Raw genomic sequence first — 18,496 nt, 5'->3', positions numbered from 1 at the left:
CGCGTTCCTTATGCGGCTTTGGCGGCGGCAGGGCGGCGCGTATGCGCTAGCGTCGACATATAAACGTCTTCCAGCCCCCCCTCCACCAGCGCGAAGCCGTTGCCGGGGTCCAGTTCGGAAAGGACGTGCACAATCGTGCGTCCGGCCAGCAGTCGGGTAGAGATCACTTCATGATTGCTGCGCACGTCGTCCAGCTGATCACGCTCGATCGTCTTGGCCCAGATCGTCCCGCGGCTGCGCTGGATCAGTTCGCTCGGAGCGCCTTCCAGCTCGATGCGCCCGGCCGCCAGCACCGCCATGCGCGGGCACAGATCAGCGACGTCCTCAACAATATGGGTCGACAGGATGATGACAACATTCTCACCAATCTCGACCAGCAGGTTGTAGAAGCGGTTTCGCTCTTCCGGGTCGAGGCCGGCAGTCGGCTCGTCCACAATGATAAGTTCGGGATTGCCGATCAGCGCTTGGGCGATGCCGAAGCGCTGGCGCATGCCACCCGAAAAACCGGCCACCGCCTTGTTGCGGACATTCCACAAATTGACCTGGTTGAGCAGCGTCTCGACCGTCGCCTTGCGCTCGCCCGAAGCAGTGATGCCCTTCAACGACACCATATGGTCAAGAAGGTCATAGGCTGACACGCGCGGATAGACCCCGAAGTCCTGCGGTAGATACCCGAGAGTCGAGCGCAACCGGGTCGGCTCAGCCAGCACGTCGATATCGCCGAAGTGTATCGTGCCGGCCGTTGGCGTCTGCAGTGTCGCAATTGTTCGCATCAGCGAAGACTTGCCCGCGCCATTGGGACCAAGCAGCCCAAACATGCCCTTGCCAATCGACATAGTCACGCCGTCAAGCGCGCGGGTGCCGTTGGGATACACATGCTCGACACCATTCAATTGCAACACGGGCTGCCTCCGCTTCGAATTTCAGTGCTCCGAGGCGTGAACCGCTAAAAATCGTACACCAAAGAAGGCCATCATCAGCCCTCTCGTGGCGACAACCAGCTACAGGCCTCATTCTAAATTGGTCGGTTACCGACCAATTTGGTCGGTATCAAGTGTTTTCTGTTCTGTCAGAATGGGGATGATGGGCTATAGGAAGGATCGGGCGCGAAGGGCATGCAATGGCTAGACAGAGCAGATCGGAGATCGACGAGGAAATCATTGATTGTGCGGCTGGCCTGTTCGCCCATCAGGGCTTCGGGCGCACTTCCCTTCAACAGATTGCCGATGCACTGGGTTATTCCAAGGCGGGCCTGCTTCACTATTACCCGAGTAAAAAGGCGCTCTACGAGGCCGTCGTCGACACGCATGTATCCCGCACACGGCAGCGAACCGCCATGCTGCTTGATTTCCCGCTGGGCATAGAACGCGATCGCGCGATGATCGGAGCGGTTCTGGAGGAAGCACTCCGGTTCCCCGGCATGGCGGAATTCGGCCATTACATGGCGCGCGAGCCAGCGGACGACCGGATCGGGGCATCGGGCATAGAACTGATCCAGGCGCTCGGCGTCAATGTGGCCGCGCCAGATATGGATCGAATGGCGCGAGCGTTCACCGCTATGGCTGGCGCGAACTTCGCGATCAGGATCGCCGGACGAGTTGGGCTCGACGAAGCGTGGCGGGATGAAATCTTCGCAGCAGCAATGCGCGCCCTTGGCTATACCAGTTTCAGCGATTGAGCATTTTCGCCCGCATAAGCACGATTGTACTCGACGCCAACAGACACGCGGCGTGATTGTGCAACCGCGTCGGGTCGGAGAAACCAGCGCGACCTTCAATGGTATCCTGCCCAAGCGCAGACCCGCTGCATCCCGGACACTCAGATTCAGGAACCCGACCGGAATCGCAGCCTAGTCGCCCACGTACACGGTCTTCATCTGAGTATAGAATTCAACGGCGGCATATCCTTGCTCGCGCAAGCCGTAACTGGAGCTACGGGTGCCGCCGAAAGGTACATGATAATCCACACCAGCAGTTGGTAGATTCACCATTACCATGCCGGCACGGACGTTGCGACGAAAGTCCCGCGCATGCGCGAGGCTCTTGGTGACGATGCCGGCAGACAAACCGAATTCACCCGAGTTTGCGACTGCAAGCGCCTCGTCATAGTCTTTCACGCGGACTGTCGAGACGATCGGCCCAAAGACCTCCTCCAGATTTATGCGCATATCCGGGGTCGTCTCTGCGATTATGGCAGGACTGATAAAGTAACCCGGCGTGTCGAGGCTTAGGCGATCACCGCCAGTTGCAAGCCTGCCGCCTTGCGCCGTGGCGACATCAATATATTGCAGATTCTGTTCCAGCTGCCGTTCACTTGATGCTGGCCCGATCTGCGTCCCGGAATCCAGAGCGTTGCCAACCTTCAGTGCAGCAGCACGTTCGACAAGAGCTTCGACGAACCGGTCGTGGACTGCATCCTCTACGATAACCCGGCTCGAAGCGGTGCAGCGCTGCCCGGTCTGAAAGAAGCCGCCATCCAGGGCGACCGCCACGGCACGCTCGAGATCGGCATCGGCAAGAACCACAAGCGGGTTTTTGCCACCCATTTCGAGTTGGACCCGGGCGCCGCGCGCCATCGCAGCCGTCCCGACCTTTTCGCCCACGCCCCGTGAGCCGGTGAACGAGATTGCGTCGACCTGTGGATGATCCACTAGTGCGGCACCGGCATCGCCATGGCCGAACACAAGATTGAAGACGCCCGCCGGTGCGCCGCATTTCTCAATGATGACTGCCAGCGCATGCGCTACTGCCGGAGTGCTTTCAGCGGGCTTCAAAACCACGGTATTGCCGAACGCAAGCGCGGGGGCGACCTTCCACGCGGGGATCGCGATCGGAAAATTCCAGGGCGTAATCAGCCCTACGACTCCGAGGGCCTCCCGCCAGACCTCGACATCCAGATGCGGCCGCGTCGACTCGAGCGTACGGCCATGGCGTCGCAGAGCCTCGCCGGCAAAATACTTGAATATACGTGCGGCCCGCATAACCTCGCCGGTGGCCTCGGCCCTGGTCTTGCCTTCCTCGCGCGCCAGCAGCTCGCCGAGCTGCTGCGCGTCGGCCATTATCCTCGTACCTATGCGATCAAGGAGGTCCGAACGCGCCTCGGGCGATCCGGACGACCAATCGCCAAAGGCACGGCGCGCAGCTGTCACTGCCGCATCGATCTCCTCTGAACCGCTATCGGGATAGGTGGCGACGATTTCGTCCGTGTTCGACGGATTGATGCTGGCGAAGCGCGCATCCGCTTCAATCCATTTGCCATCGATCAAGTGGGATAGCTTCATTCGAAATGATCCTCGCTGGCGGGTTTGCAATGGCGGTGGCTTGAGCACCGGGATGAAAAGACAGAATCAGTTGGCAAGCGCAATCATATACCGTATACGATTTTTGACAAAGGAGAATGCCTGGTGACTGACCGGAAAAAGCTGTGGCGCGGCGTATACCCCGCTGCGACGACCCAGTTTCGCGCTGACGGAGCAATCGATATCGACGCGACCCAGCGTGTGCTCAGCGCACTGGTAGAAGACGGCGTTGACGGTCTGATCCTGCTTGGCACATGCGGGGAAAACAATTCCCTTGATGCAGCTGAAAAGCTGACTGTGCTCCGCGCCGGGGTTGAAGCGGTCGGCGGGCGCGTGCCGCTGGTCGCCGGCGTTTCCGAGTTCACCACCCGTAACGCTGTCGCATATGTGCGTGACGCTGAAGCGATTGGGCTGGACGCGCTGATGGTGCTGCCCGCGATGGTGTATGTACCAACGACTGCCGAACTCGCCGCCCATTTTCGCGCCGTGGCGGAAGCGACCGCCCTCCCGGTCATGCTTTACAACAATCCGCCAGCCTACCGCGTCAATGTCGATTTTGAGACGCTCGAAGCCCTGCTTCCGGTCAAGAACGTGGTCGCTATCAAGGAAAGCGCGCCGGACACCCGTCGCTTCACGGACCTCTTCAATCGCTTCGAAGATCGTTTCTCGGTGATGGCCGGCCTCGATGATGTCGCACTGGAAGGCTTGATGCTCGGGGCCTCGGGCTGGGTGTCGGGCCTGACAAGCGCCTTCCCGCAGGAATCGGTAGCCTTGATTGCGGCCTACGATCGCGGCGATTTGGAGGAAGCAAGGCGAATCTATCGCTGGTTCATGCCTCTTCTCCATCTGGATGCAGAACATGATCTGGTGCAGTCTATCAAGCTAGCCGAGGAGATCATGGGCCGTGGTTCGGAACGGGTGCGCTTGCCGCGTCTCCCACTGACCGGACAACGCCGGTCCGATGTCGTAGCGATGGTCGAGGAGGCTGCACGTACCCGCCCATGCGCCAAGGCGTTGATCGCCAGCTAGGTTTACCTTCAATGCGTCACAGCTTTTCCTGCATCGATGGCCACACCGCAGGCAACCCTGTACGATTGGTGTTGAGCGGCGCACCATTGCTCAACGGCGCGTCCATGGCCGAACGGCGCCTTGATTTTCTCGAACGGTTCGACTGGATCCGGACGGGTCTGTGTCTCGAGCCGCGGGGCCATGACATGATGTCGGGAGGGTTCCTCTATCCGCCGTCTGGCGATGCAGACGCTGCAATTCTGTTCATCGAAACCAGTGGTTGCCTGCCGATGTGCGGGCACGGCACGATCGGTATCGTCACCTTCGCTCTGGAGGCCGGCCTGATTCAGCCGCGCGTGCCAGGCGAACTCACGATCGAGGTGCCGGCAGGTACAATCCGGATCACCTATGATTTACGCGACGGGCGTGTGCACTCGGTGCGGATACGCAACGTGGCGTCCTATGTTGCGTCCCGCGGGATCGAAATTGATGTTCCGGGTTTCTCGCCGCTGACAATCGATGTCGCCTATGGCGGCAACTATTACGCGATCATAGAGCCGCAAGGCGCCTACACCGGCCTGGACGACCTCGGAACAGCGAGGATCGTCGAACTCAGCCGTGCAATACGAACCAAGGTGCAAGAGGTCTATGAGCCTGTTCACCCCGATGACCCGAACATCCGCGGGGTGACCCACGTATTGTGGGCTGATAAGCCAAGTAGCGAAGGCGCGGATGCGCGCAACGCCGTCTTCTATGGAGAACGCGCGATCGATCGTAGCCCTTGCGGCACCGGCACATCCGCCCGAATGGCACATCTCGTCGCCAGCGGGCGGCTGAGTGTCGGCCAGCGCTTTGTGCACGAAAGCTATATCGGAAGCCGCTTCATCGGTGGTGTCGAAGCAAGAACCAAGGTCGGCGATATTGCCGGCATCGTTCCGACGATCGAGGGCTCAGCCATCGCAACCGGGCTTAACACGATCTGGATCGACCGGAAGGATCCCTTCTGGGCCGGTTTCACGGTCGTGTGAATTCTTGCTGATGGCGGCACCCCGCAGCCACAACGACGCCATCATAATCGGCGATGGTGTGATCGGTCTCGCTTGCGCCATTGCGCTGCAGCGCAGCGGAATCCAGACACTGATTGTGGCGCCCGATGAACCGTGGCGCGGTGCCTCCTGGGGCAATGCCGGACATATTGCGATCGAACAGGTCGAACCGCTCGCCGCGCCTGCAACGTTTCGAAGCTTTCCGCGTCGGCTGTTCATGTTTGGCGGTCCGCTCGCATTGCCGCCGCGCGCCATCGCCGCCTGGTTGCCATTCGCAGCCAGGCTTGCCCGTTTCAGCACACCGGCCAGATTTACGCGCGGCAAGGCGGCGCTGGGCGCTCTTCTGTCAGAAGCGCTGCCAGCATGGCAGCGTCTGCTCGCCGATTCGGATGCTTCGGCCCTGCTGCGCGAAACCGGACATTTTGTGGTGTGGGAGACCGACGGCACCGCTGCAGCGGGTATCGCGCGCTGGCAGGCGAGCGAAATTGGCAAAACCTCATTCAGGTCCGTATCGCAAGACGAGCTTGACGAGCTTCGGACCCTGATCCGTGTACCAATCGCGGGAGCAATCCGCTTCCATGGCAGCGCCCAGATCACCGACAATCGCAGATTGGGCGAAGTGCTCCATGCTCGCTTTTGCGCGCTTGGAGGGCGAGTGCACCGCGCACGCGCCGTCCACATTGCCGGCGTCTCACAGGCAAAGGTGACGCTGGACGATGACACCGTGCTGACATGTGACGTCGTTCTGGTAGCGGCTGGTGCAGCATCGGCGCCGCTCCTCGAAGAGCTGGGTGAAAAAGTCCCGTTGATCGCCGAGCGCGGCTATCACGTCGAGAGCGCCTCCACCGACTGGCCCTTCGGAACGCCGCCTGTCGTATTTGAAGACCGCTCGTTAATCGTCACTCGGTTCGCCGAAGCAGTTCGCGCGGCGAGCTTTGCCGAGTTCGCGCCTTTGTCGTTGCCACCGGATCCCCGCAAATGGGCACGCTTGCGTGCGCATGTCAGTGCGCTGGGCTGCAGTTTCGGAGAACCGGCAAGCGAATGGGTCGGCGCCCGCCCCACCTTACCCGATTATCTGCCGGCCATCGGGCGGCTCGCAAGACAACCCGCTATTGCCTACGCCTTCGGTCATCAGCATCTGGGACTGACCCTGGCAGCGGTCACGGGCGAGGCGATCGCAGCCATGGTCGGGGGTGAAGCGCCGACGGTTGATCTTTCGCCTTTCGATCTCGCGCGTTTCGCCTGACGAGCATTCACTTTTCTTGCCGGCTTCTTTCAAGGCGAGTGCAAGCCCATCGCGAGCCTCGAGCTTCAGCTGTCAAAATCCAGAACCAAGATCGACGAAGCGATGATCGAAGGTTTCGCCAAGCGCATCTCGCATGCCTTGACCAACGGCGATCCAAAATTCCGGTCCGCCTACCTTCGCCTGTTCGTCGGCAAGGTCGAGATCACCAACGATGACATCCGCATTTTCGGAACGACAGAAGCGCTAGAGAAGGCGCTCGTCTTCGACGCTGGATCGGACACGGGCAAAGTGCCCATCTTTGACCGGGAGTGGTGCCGCTTACGTGACTCGAACACGTGACCCCATCATTACGAATGATGTGCTCTACCAACTGAGCTAAAGCGGCATTGTCGCATTGCTGCGAGAAATGGAGGCCCGAGCCGGAATCGAACCGGCGTGCAAGGATTTGCAGTCCTCTGCGTAACCACTCCGCCATCGGGCCTCGCCCTCCCTCTCGGGAAGGAAGCGGGGCACTAGCGATTCTCCGGCGCAAAGGCAATCGCCACGTCGCACCTTACGTAACGTCACTCTGGACGCGTGACCGGATAGCGGCAATGTGCCCCACCATGAGCATCGCTAACCTCCTCGATCCGATCACCGCTGCGGGCGGCGAAACGTGCTTTTCCGGCCTGGAGAACTGGATGCAGGGGCGCACGCTCTATGGCGGCGCATCGGCGCTGATCGCCTATACGGCGGCAATCCGCGCCTTTACCGACCTGCCCCCGCTGCGCGCTGCGCAGGTCGCGTTCGTGGCGCCGACAGGGCCGGAGGTCGAACTGCGGCGCGAGATCGTTCGCCAGGGCCGCAATGTCGCGCAGGTCCGCAGCGAAATCTGGTGCGAAGGAAAATGCACCCTGACCGCTTTCTGGCTGTTCGGCACCGAGCGCGAGGCGAATGCCGAGCACGATGCCGCCCCGGTGGAAGACTGGCCCGGCGGCCCCGACGAGGCCGACGTCGCCATGCAGGGTCAGGGCCCCGCCTTCATCCAGAACAATTTCGAGATCCGCCGCGCGCAGGACATGCGCGGCCCCGGCAAGCCGGTGGTCCGCCGCTGGGCCCGGCTTACCGCGCGCGAGGGACTCGATCCCGTCAGCGAGCTGATCCTGCTGGGCGACGTGCTGCCGCCGGGTGCCATGCGGGCGATGCGGCGGCAGGGGCCGATCAGTTCGATCAACTGGTCGTTCAACCTGCTCGAACCGGCGCCCGAGACGCGCGACGGCTGGTGGCTGTCGGAAAATGCCAGTCAGCATGCCGCGCACGGCTATTCCTCCGAACGGCTGCGGCTGTGGAATGCCGATGGCCGGCAGGTGCTCGACGGAATGCAATGCGTGGCCGTCTTCGGGTGACGAAGGCGGCAGGGTGTCGTCCGTGACTTTGGATATCTAACACTCTACAAAGCAACGACAATCATACCCCGATGGCAGGGTGACACCCGGCACGGCGGCCCCCGCCCCCGGTCGAGCCCCGCTATCGCCGCACCCGGCTTCGCGGGCGTCATGCTCTTCTTCGATATCGGTGTGCCAGTTCACCGGTCCCTGTTCGACCCGCGTGGCCAGCGCGGCCAGATCGTCTCACGACGCGAGAGATCGCGGTGAATCGCAACGACAGGCGCATCCCTCTACCAAAATGATACCCCCATTTGCGGCACTGGTAACTGCGCGGCTACGCTATATGGTCGACTGGCTTAACTCGCCCATCATTCAACAACTTGGGGCCTTGCCTGATGGCAGTTCGCACGATTTTTCGGGATTTTGCATTTTCGGCAGGCGAGTCGCTTCTACCCAAATCGATCCGGAACAGGGGGGTGCTGCTTGCGATGCGCCGCGCCGCGAGCGAGTGGGCGAGAGACGGATATGTCCTGTCCTACCCCAAGTCCGGCCGGACTTGGCTTAGAACGATGCTGGGCAGCATGGTCTGCTCTCAATATGGCCTGAAGATCGACAATCCGATGGAGCTCCAGCATTTCTGGAAGCTCTCTTCGGACATCCCGAATATCGGCTTCACGCACGACGACAGCCCCAATCTCAAATTCGGGCACGAGGTGGACAAGGACAAATCCCGCTATCGCAACAAGCGAGTCCTGTTGCTTACGCGCGACCCTCGTGACGTTCTGGTATCCTACTATTTCGATGCCAAGAACCGAATGAAGGTGATCGATTGCGACATCTCGACCTACATTCACCGGGAGAAGGGAAGCATCGACGCGATCGTCGCGTTCTATAACTCCTGGGCCGAAGCCCGGTTCGTCCCACGCGATTTCCTGTGGGTTTCATACGAGGACATGCACAGCGACCCGAGACAGGTCCTCCTGAGTACGGCGGGATTTTTCGGCCTGCCCGCCCCGGATGGAACCCTGCTGGAGGAGACGGTCGAAAAGGCATCGTTCCGCAACATGCGGAAGGCCGAATTGCACGACAGCTTCGGACATGAGCGCCTGCGTCCGGCGGACCCGCAAAACCCGGAAAGCTTCAAGGTGCGTCGAGGGAAAGTCGGAGGCTTCGTCGATTATCTGTCCAGCGAAGATATTGCCTATATCGACGCCTATATAGATCGGAATCTCCATCCATTTTTTGCCTGCTATTTCAGCAAGGAGAAGATTGCCCAGTCGTCCCAGCAGCAAGTTGGCGACAGCAGGAACCCGCTATCGGTATCGACAATGGTCGGTGGCGACAGAACCGAGCTGCGTGCCAGCAACGACAATTATCGTCGCGAGCGGCTGGTGCGGATGGCAGCAGCAATTGCTTTGTTCGCCAGCGGCTGGATTGCCAACGAGCTCGACACCGAGTTCGCACCGCCGGCAAACGCAGCATCGCTCGTCAGTGAAGCGCAGGAAGCCTACGTCGCGAGCAGTGTACGCGCGCAAATGGCATCGCAGATCGAAAGCAGCGACCTCGATCGAGGCGAGATTCTCCATGCGACCGGTGTCGAACTGCCCGAAATTCCCGAAGACTGGGTCGTAACCGACGCCCAGCTCTACCCTTCCGATCTGGGCAACTCGGTCGTGCTGACCATGGTCACTGCGGATGATGAACGAGTTTCCCTTTTCGCAGCAGAGGAAGACACGTCGATTGGCGACAGTCCTTCGATGGACCTGAACAACGGCGTCGCAGTTGCGTATTGGGAGGATGGTCAGGCCGCGCTTGCCCTGGTGGGTGAGTTGGAAGCCCCCAGATTGCTCGAACTTGCAACTACCCTGGATCGCGAATCCTGATCCCGTTTGTCGGCAGATCGCAATGATCTGTTCGAGATTGGGCTTGGATGACCGGTAAGGTCCGCAATCGGGATTGCGTCCGGACCTCGCTCATTCACGCATCCGCAAACTTCGGTGCGCGCTTCTGCATTTCCGCCATCACCGCCTCGATCTGGTTGGGGGTGCGGATGATGCCGTCCTGCTCTTCGCTTTCGGCGAGCAGGATCGCATCCTCGCCTTCCTCGTGCATCACGCGGAACAGGCGCTTGGCGCCGCGGATGGCGTCCGGGTTCTTGTTGGCGATGGTTTCGGCCAGGGCGTTCGCTTTCGCCAGCGGGTCTTCCTCCACCATGGTGGCGAAGCCGAGGCCGAGCGCCTCTTCGCCACCGAATTCGCGATTGGTGTAGGTCAGTTCGCGCAGGGTGTCGTCGCGCACCAGGCCGCGCCACAGGGCATAGCCGCCCATATCGGGCACGAGGCCCCATTTCATTTCCATCACCGCCATGCGCGTTTGGGGATGGACCACGCGAATGTCGGCCCCGCTGGCGATCTGCAGCCCGCCGCCGAAGCACACGCCGTGGACGGCGGCGATCACCGGCACCGGGCATTTGCGCCAGGTCATCGCGGCTTCCTGCGCCCGGTTGGCATTGCCGTGCGTGCGGTCGGCCAGCTTGCCCGAGCCGGTGGGGTCGCCGCCGAAGCTGGACGTGTCGAGGCCCGCGCAGAAGGCCCGCCCCTCGCCCGATAGCACTGCCACGCGCAGACCCTTCATCTCGCGCAGCGCATTGCCCGCATCGATGATCGCCGCGAACTGCGTCGGGTCCAGCGCATTCATCTTGTCGCCGCGGGTAAAGCGGACCTGGGCGACGCCGTTATCGGCGAGGTCTATCGAAACGCGATCTTCGAAATTCATCTTTCAATCCTCTCTCCCGGCGCCGATTCCGTGCCGTCTACATGTCAACCAGACGCTCGATCAGCCGTGTTCGGCGAGGAAACGCTTCACGTTGCGCGCAGCCTGACGGATGCGCTGTTCGTTCTCCACCATGGCGATGCGGACGAAGCCTTCGCCCTCCTCGCCATAGCCGACGCCCGCCGCCACCGCGACGCCCGCATGTTCGAGCAGCTGCTTGGAGAATTCGAGACTGCCCATATTGTGGAATGCCCTGGGCAGCGGGGCCCAGGCGAACATGCTGGCGGGCGGCGAGGGAATGTCCCACCCGGCCCGCCCGAAGCTTTCGACCATCACATCGCGCCGGCGCTGATAGCGGGCACGGTTTTCCTCCACGATATCCTGCGGTCCGTTGAGCGCGGCGCAGGCCGCCGCCTGGATCGGGGTAAAAGCCCCGTAATCGAGATAGGATTTCACCCGCGTCAGCGCGGAAATCAGCGTCGGGTTGCCGACCGCGAAGCCCATGCGCCAGCCGGCCATGGAATAGGTCTTGGACATGGAGGTGAATTCGACCGCCACGTCCTTGGCCCCAGGGACCTCGAGGATCGAGCGCGTCGGCTTGCCGTCGTAATACAGCTCCGAATAGGCGAGGTCGGACAGGACCCAGACCTTGTTCTCCTTCGCCCAGGCGACCAGCCGTTCGTAGAAATCGAGATCCACCGTCTCTGCCGTGGGATTGCTGGGATAGTTGACCACCAGTACCGTCGGGCGCGGCACGGTATAGGCCATGGCATTGTCGAGCGCCTTCCAATAGCCTTCGTCCGGCGTGGTCGGCACGCTGCGAATGGTGGCCCCGGCGATGATGAAGCCGAACGTGTGGATCGGGTAGGACGGGCTCGGCGCGAGGACAACATCGCCCGGCGCGATGATCGCGGTGGCCATGGACGACAGGCCTTCCTTCGAACCCATCGTTACCACCACCTCGCGCTCGGGATCGAGATCGACATTGAAGCGGCGGCCGTAATAATTCGCCTGTGCCTTGCGCAGGCCGGGAATGCCCTTCGACTGCGAATAGCCATGCGCCGACGGCTTGCCTGCAACCTCGCACAATTTGTCGATCACATGCTGGGGCGGCGGTCGGTCGGGATTGCCCATGCCCAGATCGATGATATCCCTGCCCGCTCGCCGCGCCGCATGCCGCATCGCATTCACTTCGGCGATGACATAGGGTGGCAGGCGTTTGATGCGGTAGAAATCGTCGGACATTCCGGCTCCGTCAGGCGTTGGTCGAGTCACACTGATTACCTATTCACCCTGCAGGTGCAATCGGCACAGGTGCAAGCGGGCGCGGAATATCCTATTGCCGTCCCAACAGGTGCTTGAAACGCCACAGGAGCGAGAATGACCGACGACGGCCCCGATCCCTTCACGAATATGTTCGAAGCACCGGCGAAATTCGCGCGCACGTTGTTCGCGCCGCTGGCCGAAGCAACCGCCGGAACGCCGCTGAGTCCGGAAGACATGCGCGACTGGGCCGAAGTCGGGGCGAAGCTGCAGGGCCTGTGGATGGAATACCAGACCGAACAGCTCGCCAACCCGCAGGCGCTGGCGGCCTATATGGATCCGTCGCGCTGGATGCGCATGGCAGAAGACTGGTACCGCCAGATGCCCATCGCCGATCCTGCCCAGCAGCAGGCGCTGATGCAGGAGGGCATGGCGCTGTGGCAGCAGGTGCTGGGGCAATACGGCCTCGGTATGGACGGCGCGGCCGAAGCGAAGGGCGATCCCGAATTGCCGCGCCGGGACCGCCGCTTCGCCGATCCGCGCTGGCGCGCACATCCTGCCTATGCGCTGATCCACCAGACCTATCTCTTTCTGGCAGAGCGCGTCGGCGAGATGGTCGACCGGATGGATGGCCTGTCCGACGACAAGCGCGAACAGTTGCGCTTCACCACCCGCGCGATCACCGAAGCGGCCAGCCCGTCCAACTTCCCGCTGCTCAACCCCGTGGTGATGGAGCGCACGCTGGAGAGCAGGGGCGAGAACCTGGTGAAGGGCATGGAGCATCTGCTCGCCGATCTACGCCGCGGCCAGCTGTCGCACACCGATGCCAGCGCCTTCAAGCTGGGCGAGAACATCGCCGTGACGCCGGGCAAGGTCGTTCACGAAACCCCGCTCTACCAGTTGATCCAGTATTCCCCCTCGACCGGGCAAGTGCTGGAAACCCCGCTGGTCATCTTCCCCCCCTGGATCAACCGCTTTTATATCCTCGACCTCAACGCCAAGAAAAGCTTCGTGCGCTGGGCCGTCGAACAAGGCGTGACCGTGTTCATGGTCAGCTGGAAATCGGCCGATGCCAGCATGAAGGACGTGATCTGGGACGATTACGTCCGCGCGCAGATCGATGCGATCGACCATATCCGCGATCGGCTGGGCGTGAAGAGCGTGCATGCGATCGGCTATTGCGTGGCGGGCACCACACTGGCCGCCACGCTCGCCCTGCTCCACCGGCGCAGCGAGCAAGACAAGGTGAAGAGCGCGACCTTCTTCACCGCGCAGGTCGATTTCGAGAAAGCGGGGGAGCTGCTCAATTTCGTCGACGACAACCAGCTCGGCATGGTCAAGGCGATGAGTGCCGACGGCTATCTCGACGGGCGGTACATGGCGGCGACCTTCAATCTGCTGCGCGGCACCGATCTGATCTGGAACTACGTCGTCAACAATTACCTGCTGGGCGAGGAGTATCCGGCCTTCGATCTGCTGCACTGGAACGGCGACGTCACCAATCTGCCGGCGCAATGGCACCAGCAATATCTGCGCGACCTGTATCGCGACAACAAGCTGGTCGAACCGAATGCGCTGAGCATCGACGGTACACCGGTCGATCTCGGGCTGGTCGGTACGCCGACCTATGTCCAGGCGGGCAAGGAAGACCATATTGCGCCTGCCGAGAGCGTCTGGCGGATCACCGATCATTTCAAGGGTCCGCTCAAATTCATACTCGCCGGGTCGGGCCACATCGCCGGCGTCGTCAATCCGCCCGATGCGGGCAAGTATCAGTACTGGACCCACGACGGCGCGCCCCGCAGCCTCACGGAGTTCCGCGAGGGGGCGCAGGAACATCCGGGCAGCTGGTGGCCGGACTGGATCGACTGGCTGCGTGAGCGAGACGGCGCGACGACGCCTGCCACGGGCAAGCGCAAGCCCGGCAGCAAGGGCGACAATGTGATCGAAAACGCGCCCGGCCGCTATGTCGCCACTCGCTAACTAGCTGGAATATGTTCACAATCCAGGTTATTGTGCACTGCACAAAAATTCCTTGACTTCGCGGTTGCAATGTCTATTTTGTGCAGTGCAACAAAGCGAGGTTTCCCATGGCCGAGAGCCAGAGCAAAATCGATGCCGCTGCCGAAAAGGCTTTTGCCGAAGCTGCGGAAAAGAGAACCGCAGAAGCGGTGAACGCGAAAACGGTCGAGAAGGCCGTCGAAGCGGATGTGACGGCGCCGGTCAAGACCGACGCGGTTGCCAAGGCCGTGGCTGCCGAACCCGCCAAGGCTGCGCCCAAAGCGAAAGCGCCGGTCAAGAAGGCCGCGCCGAAGAAAACTGTCGCGAAGAAAAAGGCTGCACCCAAGAAGGTTGCCGCCAAAAAGGTTGCTCCGGCCGCGAAGCCGGTCGTTGCCAAGAAGACCAAGGCGGCCCCGAAGAAGGTCGCAGCCACCAAGGCGAGCCCCGCCAAGACCACTCCGATTTCCCAGTTGAAGGATACCATCATGGCCACTGCCAAGAACACCGCCACCACCGACTACGCCGCCAAGGCCAAGGAACTGGCTGCCGACGTGCAGACCCGTGCCAAGGCCGCTTACGAAAAGGGCACCGAAATGACCAAAGACGCTGTCGAATTCCAGAAGGGCAACCTCGAAGCTCTCGTCGAATCGAGCAAGATCCTCGCCGCCGGCATGCAGGACATGGGCCGCGACTATATCGAAGAAGCCAAGTCGGCTGCCGAAACCGTCCAGGACGACGTCAAGAAGTTTGCTGCGATTAAGTCGCCGACCGAGCTGTTCCAGCTGCAGGGCGAAATCGCCCGTCGCAACTTCGACGCCATGGTTTCGACCACTTCGAAGAACACCGAAGCCATGCTGAAGCTCGCCAACGAAGCTTTCGCACCGGTTTCGAACCGCATGAGCCTGGCGGCGGAAAAGGTTTCGAAGGCGGCCTAAGCCTTTCGACCCATTTCAATTCCGCCGGGCACTCTCTCCTCTCTCCCCGCCCGGCGAATTGGACACCGAGGGGCCGGATGGTTTCGAACCATCCGGCCCTTTTTTTGCGTGTCCGGAAGACGCATCAGTCGTTTCTTAAGCCGAAACGCGCCAATTGCTCCGTCCAAGCGCCTTGCGATTTGGCGATCCGATACGATAATGGAGCACGTCATGCTCGATACCCTGCTTCCCCTTTCGATCCGCGCCGCCGGTGACGACGACGATTCGCGCGAAGGCGACGGCCAGGTCGGGGTTGCCACCAAGACCCGCGCCAAGCCCAAGAAGCCGAGTCAGTACAAGGTGCTGCTGCTGAACGACGATTACACGCCGATGGAATTCGTCGTCATCGTCCTCAAGCGGTTCTTCAAGATGGATATGGAAGAAGCCACGCGCGTGATGCTGCACGTTCATCAGAAGGGTGTCGGCGTGTGCGGGATCTTCCCTTACGAAGTCGCCGAAACCAAGGTTCACCAGGTTATGGATTTCGCACGCCAGAACCAGCATCCGCTACAATGCACGCTGGAAAAGGCGTGAAAGGTTGCAACCTTCATGACGAAGAGCATGACCTGCGCCACAAAGCGCGCTAGGGCAGCAGGCGGAAACAACTGACCGGCGAAACCTTGCTCAAGTTCCTGCCTAGCATCGATCGATATATCTTCCGGCTCGTCATCGTTCCGATGCTGTCGGTATTCGCCATCGCGGCCTCGCTGCTCGTGCTCGACAAGATGCTGCGGCTGTTCGATTTCGTTGCGGTCGAAGGAGGCCCGGTCGGTGTCGTGTTCAGGATGCTGATCGCGCTGATACCCGAATATGCCAGCCTTGCCATTCCGCTCGGCTTGCTGCTCGGCGTTCTGCTCGCCTTTCGCAAGCTGGCGACCACCAGCGAACTGGACGTCTTCCGCGCGGTCGGGCTCGGTTATGGCAGGCTGCTGCGCGTTCCCTTCGCGATCACCGCTGTGCTGATGGCTGTGAATGTCGCGCTGGTGTTCTTCATCCAGCCCATCAGCCGCTATTATTACGAACAGATGGAATACGAACTGCGATCGGGCGCATTGGGCGCGTCGATCAAGGTCGGCGAATTTACCACGCTGGCAGACCGCATGGCGCTGCGGATCGACGAAAGCGAAGATGACGGCCGGCGTCTTCAGGGCATCTTCGCGCGGGTTTCGAACGACAAGAACCAGGTGCTGTCGATTTCCGCCAAGGAAGGGTCATTCCTCGCCACGACCGACAACCCGGACACCATCATCCTGCGTTTGACCGACGGAACTATTGTACAGGAAACCGGTAGCCTGACGCCGCGCGTCCTGACCTTCACCCGACACGATCTGCCCATCGATCTGCCCGCGGTCGAACAGTTTCGCGCGCGCGGCGATGCCGAGCGCGAATACATTCTCCCCGAGCTCCTGCGGATCGGCTGGAGCAACGAACTGCCCGAAAGCCAGCGCGACGCCAGCCAGGCGAGCTTCAATTTCCGTCTGGTCGAAGTGGTGATGATGGCTCTGATGCCCCTGCTTGCGGTGGCGCTGGGCGTGCCGCCGAAACGATCGAGCAGCGCCCTGGGCGTGTTCCTGTCGATCGTGATGGTGGTCGCCTATCACAAGGTGAACCAGTATGGCGAGGACATTGCCGCGCTGGGTCGGGTCGATCCGATCATCGCCCTGTGGGGGCCGTTCTTCCTGTTCGCCGCCCTGATCGTCTGGATGTACTGGCGGGTCGCCTTCGTTCCTGGCGGGCAGGCCACCGGGGCGCTTGAAATCTGGTTCGAAAAGCTGGCCAAGCGGATCGGCCGGCTGTTCCGGCGTCGGTCGCTCAAGATCGATCTGGCGGCGGCGGAATAGCGCAACCCGATGCAACTCGACTTTTTCCCTTCGCGCACGCTCACGCTGTATCTGGCAAAGCTCTTCGCTGCCAGGATCGCGGCGATGCTGTTCGTGCTTGTGCTCGTTCTGCTGATGCTCGATCTATTGTCCAACAGCGGGGAGATCCTCGCCGTGGCGGGCAACGGCCAAGGCGAATTGCTGACCTATGCCGGTTTGCGGGTGCCGCAGCTGATCGCGCGCTTCCTGCCCTATTCCGTGCTGCTGGCGACGCTGATCACGTTGGTGACGCTCAATCAGAACAGCGAAGTGATCGCCATGAAGGCGGCCGGACTGTCCGCCCATCAGGTCCTCGCGCCGCTGCTGCTTACGGCCGGCATCGTCTCGCTGGGGAGTTTCGTATTCAACGAACAGGTCGTCACCCGATCGACCGAAACCCTGAAAGCCTGGGAGGCGGTAGACTATGGGCCCATTCCGACCGAAAGCAGGGTGCGCACCAACATCTATCTGACCGACAACCGCAATATCCTTACCGCAGCTTATCTTGCGGGACGGGGCGAAGCCATCGCCATGCGCGACGTCACCTGGTACCGCCGCAACGATGACGGCATGATCGTCGAGCAGATCGATGCGGATCGCGCGCGCTACGCCGGGCCCGGCTGGCGCCTGGAAGGTATCACGCGCTTCAACGTGCAGAACGCGGTCACCGACACACCGAAAGAACTCGTGGTGGGCGAAGACCTGACGCCAGATCAGATCGACCTTGCCAAGATCGATCCCGATGCCGAGCCGTTCTGGACGCTCACCGGTTCGATTGCCGAATTCGAGCGTGCCGGCCGTCGGACAGCCGAATTGCGGGCCAAATGGTGGCACAAGATATCCGGCCCGCTATCCGCTTTCCTGATGCCGCTTCTGGGCGCGGTCGCAGCGTTCGGCCTCGCGCGTTCAGGACAGCTTTTCGTGCGTGCAGTGATCGGCATGGCGCTCGGCTTCGCCTATTTCGTGGTCGATAATGCCGCGCTCGCGATGGGCAGTTTCGGCGGCTATCCACCCTTTCTGGCGGCTTGGGCGCCGTTCCTGCTGTTCTTCCTGATCGGTGAGACCGTCCTTATCCGTACCGAAGAGTGAACGACTTCTCGATCCGGCTGGCGCGGGCGGAGGATGCCGAGGCCATTCATCGTGTAGAAGATGATGCAGCCGCCCGGTTCCACGAATATCCGGCTTTGGCCGGCGTGCCTATTCCGCCGACCACATCGGCAGAAGATCACGCCAGACTGATTGCCAGGGGGCGTTCGCTCGTGTCTGTAGTCGACGGTGTGGTCGTCGGTTTCGCCGAAGCTGCGCCGATAGGGCGTGATCTGCATCTGCACGAACTGAGCGTAAGCATGCGCCACCAGGGGCGCGGAATCGGGGCTACACTGCTGGAAGCATTGGCGATCGATGCGCGCAATGCCGGTTACCGAGCGATCACTCTAAGCACCTTTCGCGATGTCCCTTGGAACGCACCATTCTATGCCCGGCGAGGCTTTGTCGAGATCGATGGTTGCGAGGACTATCCGCATCTGTCGGAATCGCTAGAATCCGCAGTGGTATTCGGCATTCCGAAGGATCGGCGCATCGCGATGATCCGTTTTCTCGATTGATCCACGCCAGTTTACCCACCCCATCGTCGGGTGAAATGCGAGGGCAACTCCCAACCAT

17 protein-coding genes and 2 tRNA genes are annotated in these 18,496 nt (G+C 61.3%); 13 read left to right on the top strand and 6 right to left on the bottom strand.

The window, feature by feature from the left end; translation table 11 throughout:
- Positions 1–8 precede the first annotated feature (8 nt).
- Positions 9–902, bottom strand: coding sequence for an ABC transporter ATP-binding protein (locus K3174_RS10335; RefSeq protein WP_221558184.1), 894 nt, complete (start codon positions 900–902; stop codon positions 9–11).
- 218 nt (positions 903–1,120) lie between these two features.
- Here K3174_RS10335 and K3174_RS10330 point away from each other — a divergent pair, with 218 nt between their 5' ends.
- Positions 1,121–1,678, top strand: coding sequence for a TetR/AcrR family transcriptional regulator (locus K3174_RS10330; RefSeq protein ID WP_221558183.1), 558 nt, complete (start codon positions 1,121–1,123; stop codon positions 1,676–1,678).
- Positions 1,679–1,849: 171 nt separating this feature from the next.
- Here K3174_RS10330 and K3174_RS10325 read toward each other — a convergent pair whose 3' ends face one another.
- On the bottom strand, positions 1,850–3,280 hold the full coding sequence (locus tag K3174_RS10325) for an aldehyde dehydrogenase family protein (protein WP_221558182.1): 1,431 nt from the start codon (positions 3,278–3,280) through the stop codon (positions 1,850–1,852).
- 123 nt (positions 3,281–3,403) lie between these two features.
- On the opposite strand from K3174_RS10325, the gene K3174_RS10320 reads away from it, so the two are divergent.
- From K3174_RS10320 to K3174_RS10305, 4 genes are all read left to right on the top strand, one after another.
- Complete coding sequence (locus tag K3174_RS10320; RefSeq protein ID WP_221558181.1) at positions 3,404–4,327, top strand: dihydrodipicolinate synthase family protein; 924 nt, start codon at positions 3,404–3,406, stop codon at positions 4,325–4,327.
- Between the two features lie 11 nt (positions 4,328–4,338).
- Complete coding sequence (locus K3174_RS10315; protein WP_221558180.1) at positions 4,339–5,334, top strand: 4-hydroxyproline epimerase; 996 nt, start codon at positions 4,339–4,341, stop codon at positions 5,332–5,334.
- A 10-nt stretch (positions 5,335–5,344) separates the two neighbouring features.
- The gene (locus K3174_RS10310; RefSeq protein WP_221558179.1) at positions 5,345–6,598 is read left to right on the top strand and encodes an NAD(P)/FAD-dependent oxidoreductase; all 1,254 of its coding nucleotides are present in this window, start codon (positions 5,345–5,347) and stop codon (positions 6,596–6,598) included.
- A 102-nt stretch (positions 6,599–6,700) separates the two neighbouring features.
- A complete protein-coding gene (locus tag K3174_RS10305; RefSeq protein WP_221558178.1) occupies positions 6,701–6,937 on the top strand; it encodes a hypothetical protein in 237 nt (78 codons plus the stop codon).
- On the opposite strand, the gene K3174_RS10300 is transcribed toward K3174_RS10305, so the two are convergent.
- Positions 6,908–6,983, bottom strand: a tRNA-Thr gene (locus K3174_RS10300). The genes K3174_RS10305 and K3174_RS10300 overlap by 30 nt on opposite strands.
- Positions 6,984–7,005: 22 nt before the next feature.
- Positions 7,006–7,079 (bottom strand) — tRNA-Cys (locus K3174_RS10295).
- Between the two features lie 124 nt (positions 7,080–7,203).
- Here K3174_RS10295 and K3174_RS10290 point away from each other — a divergent pair.
- The gene (locus tag K3174_RS10290) at positions 7,204–7,983 is read left to right on the top strand and encodes an acyl-CoA thioesterase (protein ID WP_221558177.1); all 780 of its coding nucleotides are present in this window, start codon (positions 7,204–7,206) and stop codon (positions 7,981–7,983) included.
- Between the two features lie 470 nt (positions 7,984–8,453).
- Entirely contained in the window at positions 8,454–9,848 is a 1,395-nt protein-coding gene (locus K3174_RS10285) for a sulfotransferase domain-containing protein (RefSeq protein WP_221558176.1), read from the top strand.
- Positions 9,849–9,942: 94 nt separating this feature from the next.
- Here K3174_RS10285 and K3174_RS10280 read toward each other — a convergent pair whose 3' ends face one another.
- Positions 9,943–10,740, bottom strand: coding sequence for a crotonase/enoyl-CoA hydratase family protein (locus K3174_RS10280; protein WP_221558175.1), 798 nt, complete (start codon positions 10,738–10,740; stop codon positions 9,943–9,945).
- A 60-nt stretch (positions 10,741–10,800) separates the two neighbouring features.
- Positions 10,801–11,982, bottom strand: a complete 1,182-nt coding sequence (locus tag K3174_RS10275) for an LL-diaminopimelate aminotransferase (RefSeq protein WP_221558174.1) — start codon at positions 11,980–11,982, stop codon at positions 10,801–10,803.
- A gap of 135 nt (positions 11,983–12,117) precedes the next feature.
- On the opposite strand from K3174_RS10275, the gene K3174_RS10270 reads away from it, so the two are divergent.
- From K3174_RS10270 to K3174_RS10245, 6 genes are all read left to right on the top strand, one after another.
- Positions 12,118–13,983, top strand: coding sequence for a PHA/PHB synthase family protein (locus tag K3174_RS10270; RefSeq protein WP_221558173.1), 1,866 nt, complete (start codon positions 12,118–12,120; stop codon positions 13,981–13,983).
- Between the two features lie 107 nt (positions 13,984–14,090).
- On the top strand, positions 14,091–14,936 hold the full coding sequence (locus tag K3174_RS10265) for a phasin family protein (RefSeq protein WP_221558172.1): 846 nt from the start codon (positions 14,091–14,093) through the stop codon (positions 14,934–14,936).
- Positions 14,937–15,146: 210 nt separating this feature from the next.
- A complete protein-coding gene (clpS, locus tag K3174_RS10260) occupies positions 15,147–15,509 on the top strand; it encodes an ATP-dependent Clp protease adapter ClpS (RefSeq protein ID WP_221558171.1) in 363 nt (120 codons plus the stop codon).
- 86 nt (positions 15,510–15,595) lie between these two features.
- The gene (locus K3174_RS10255; RefSeq protein ID WP_221558170.1) at positions 15,596–16,816 is read left to right on the top strand and encodes an LptF/LptG family permease; all 1,221 of its coding nucleotides are present in this window, start codon (positions 15,596–15,598) and stop codon (positions 16,814–16,816) included.
- 9 nt (positions 16,817–16,825) lie between these two features.
- Positions 16,826–17,923 carry an LPS export ABC transporter permease LptG gene (gene lptG, locus K3174_RS10250; protein WP_221558169.1) on the top strand — a complete coding sequence of 366 codons (1,098 nt, stop codon included), beginning with the start codon at positions 16,826–16,828 and terminating at the stop codon, positions 17,921–17,923.
- Positions 17,920–18,438: a GNAT family N-acetyltransferase gene (locus tag K3174_RS10245; protein ID WP_221558168.1), complete on the top strand. Its 519-nt coding sequence runs from the start codon at positions 17,920–17,922 to the stop codon at positions 18,436–18,438. Before lptG ends, K3174_RS10245 begins: the two co-directional genes overlap by 4 nt.
- The last annotated feature ends 58 nt before the right edge of the window (positions 18,439–18,496 follow it).

Origin of the sequence: Qipengyuania qiaonensis (assembly GCF_019711515.1) — a bacterium.
Taxonomy (GTDB): Bacteria; Pseudomonadota; Alphaproteobacteria; order Sphingomonadales; family Sphingomonadaceae; genus Qipengyuania; species Qipengyuania qiaonensis.
The sequence above is the reverse complement of the archived record's forward strand: the minus strand, read 5'-3'. Positions and strand labels throughout refer to the sequence as shown.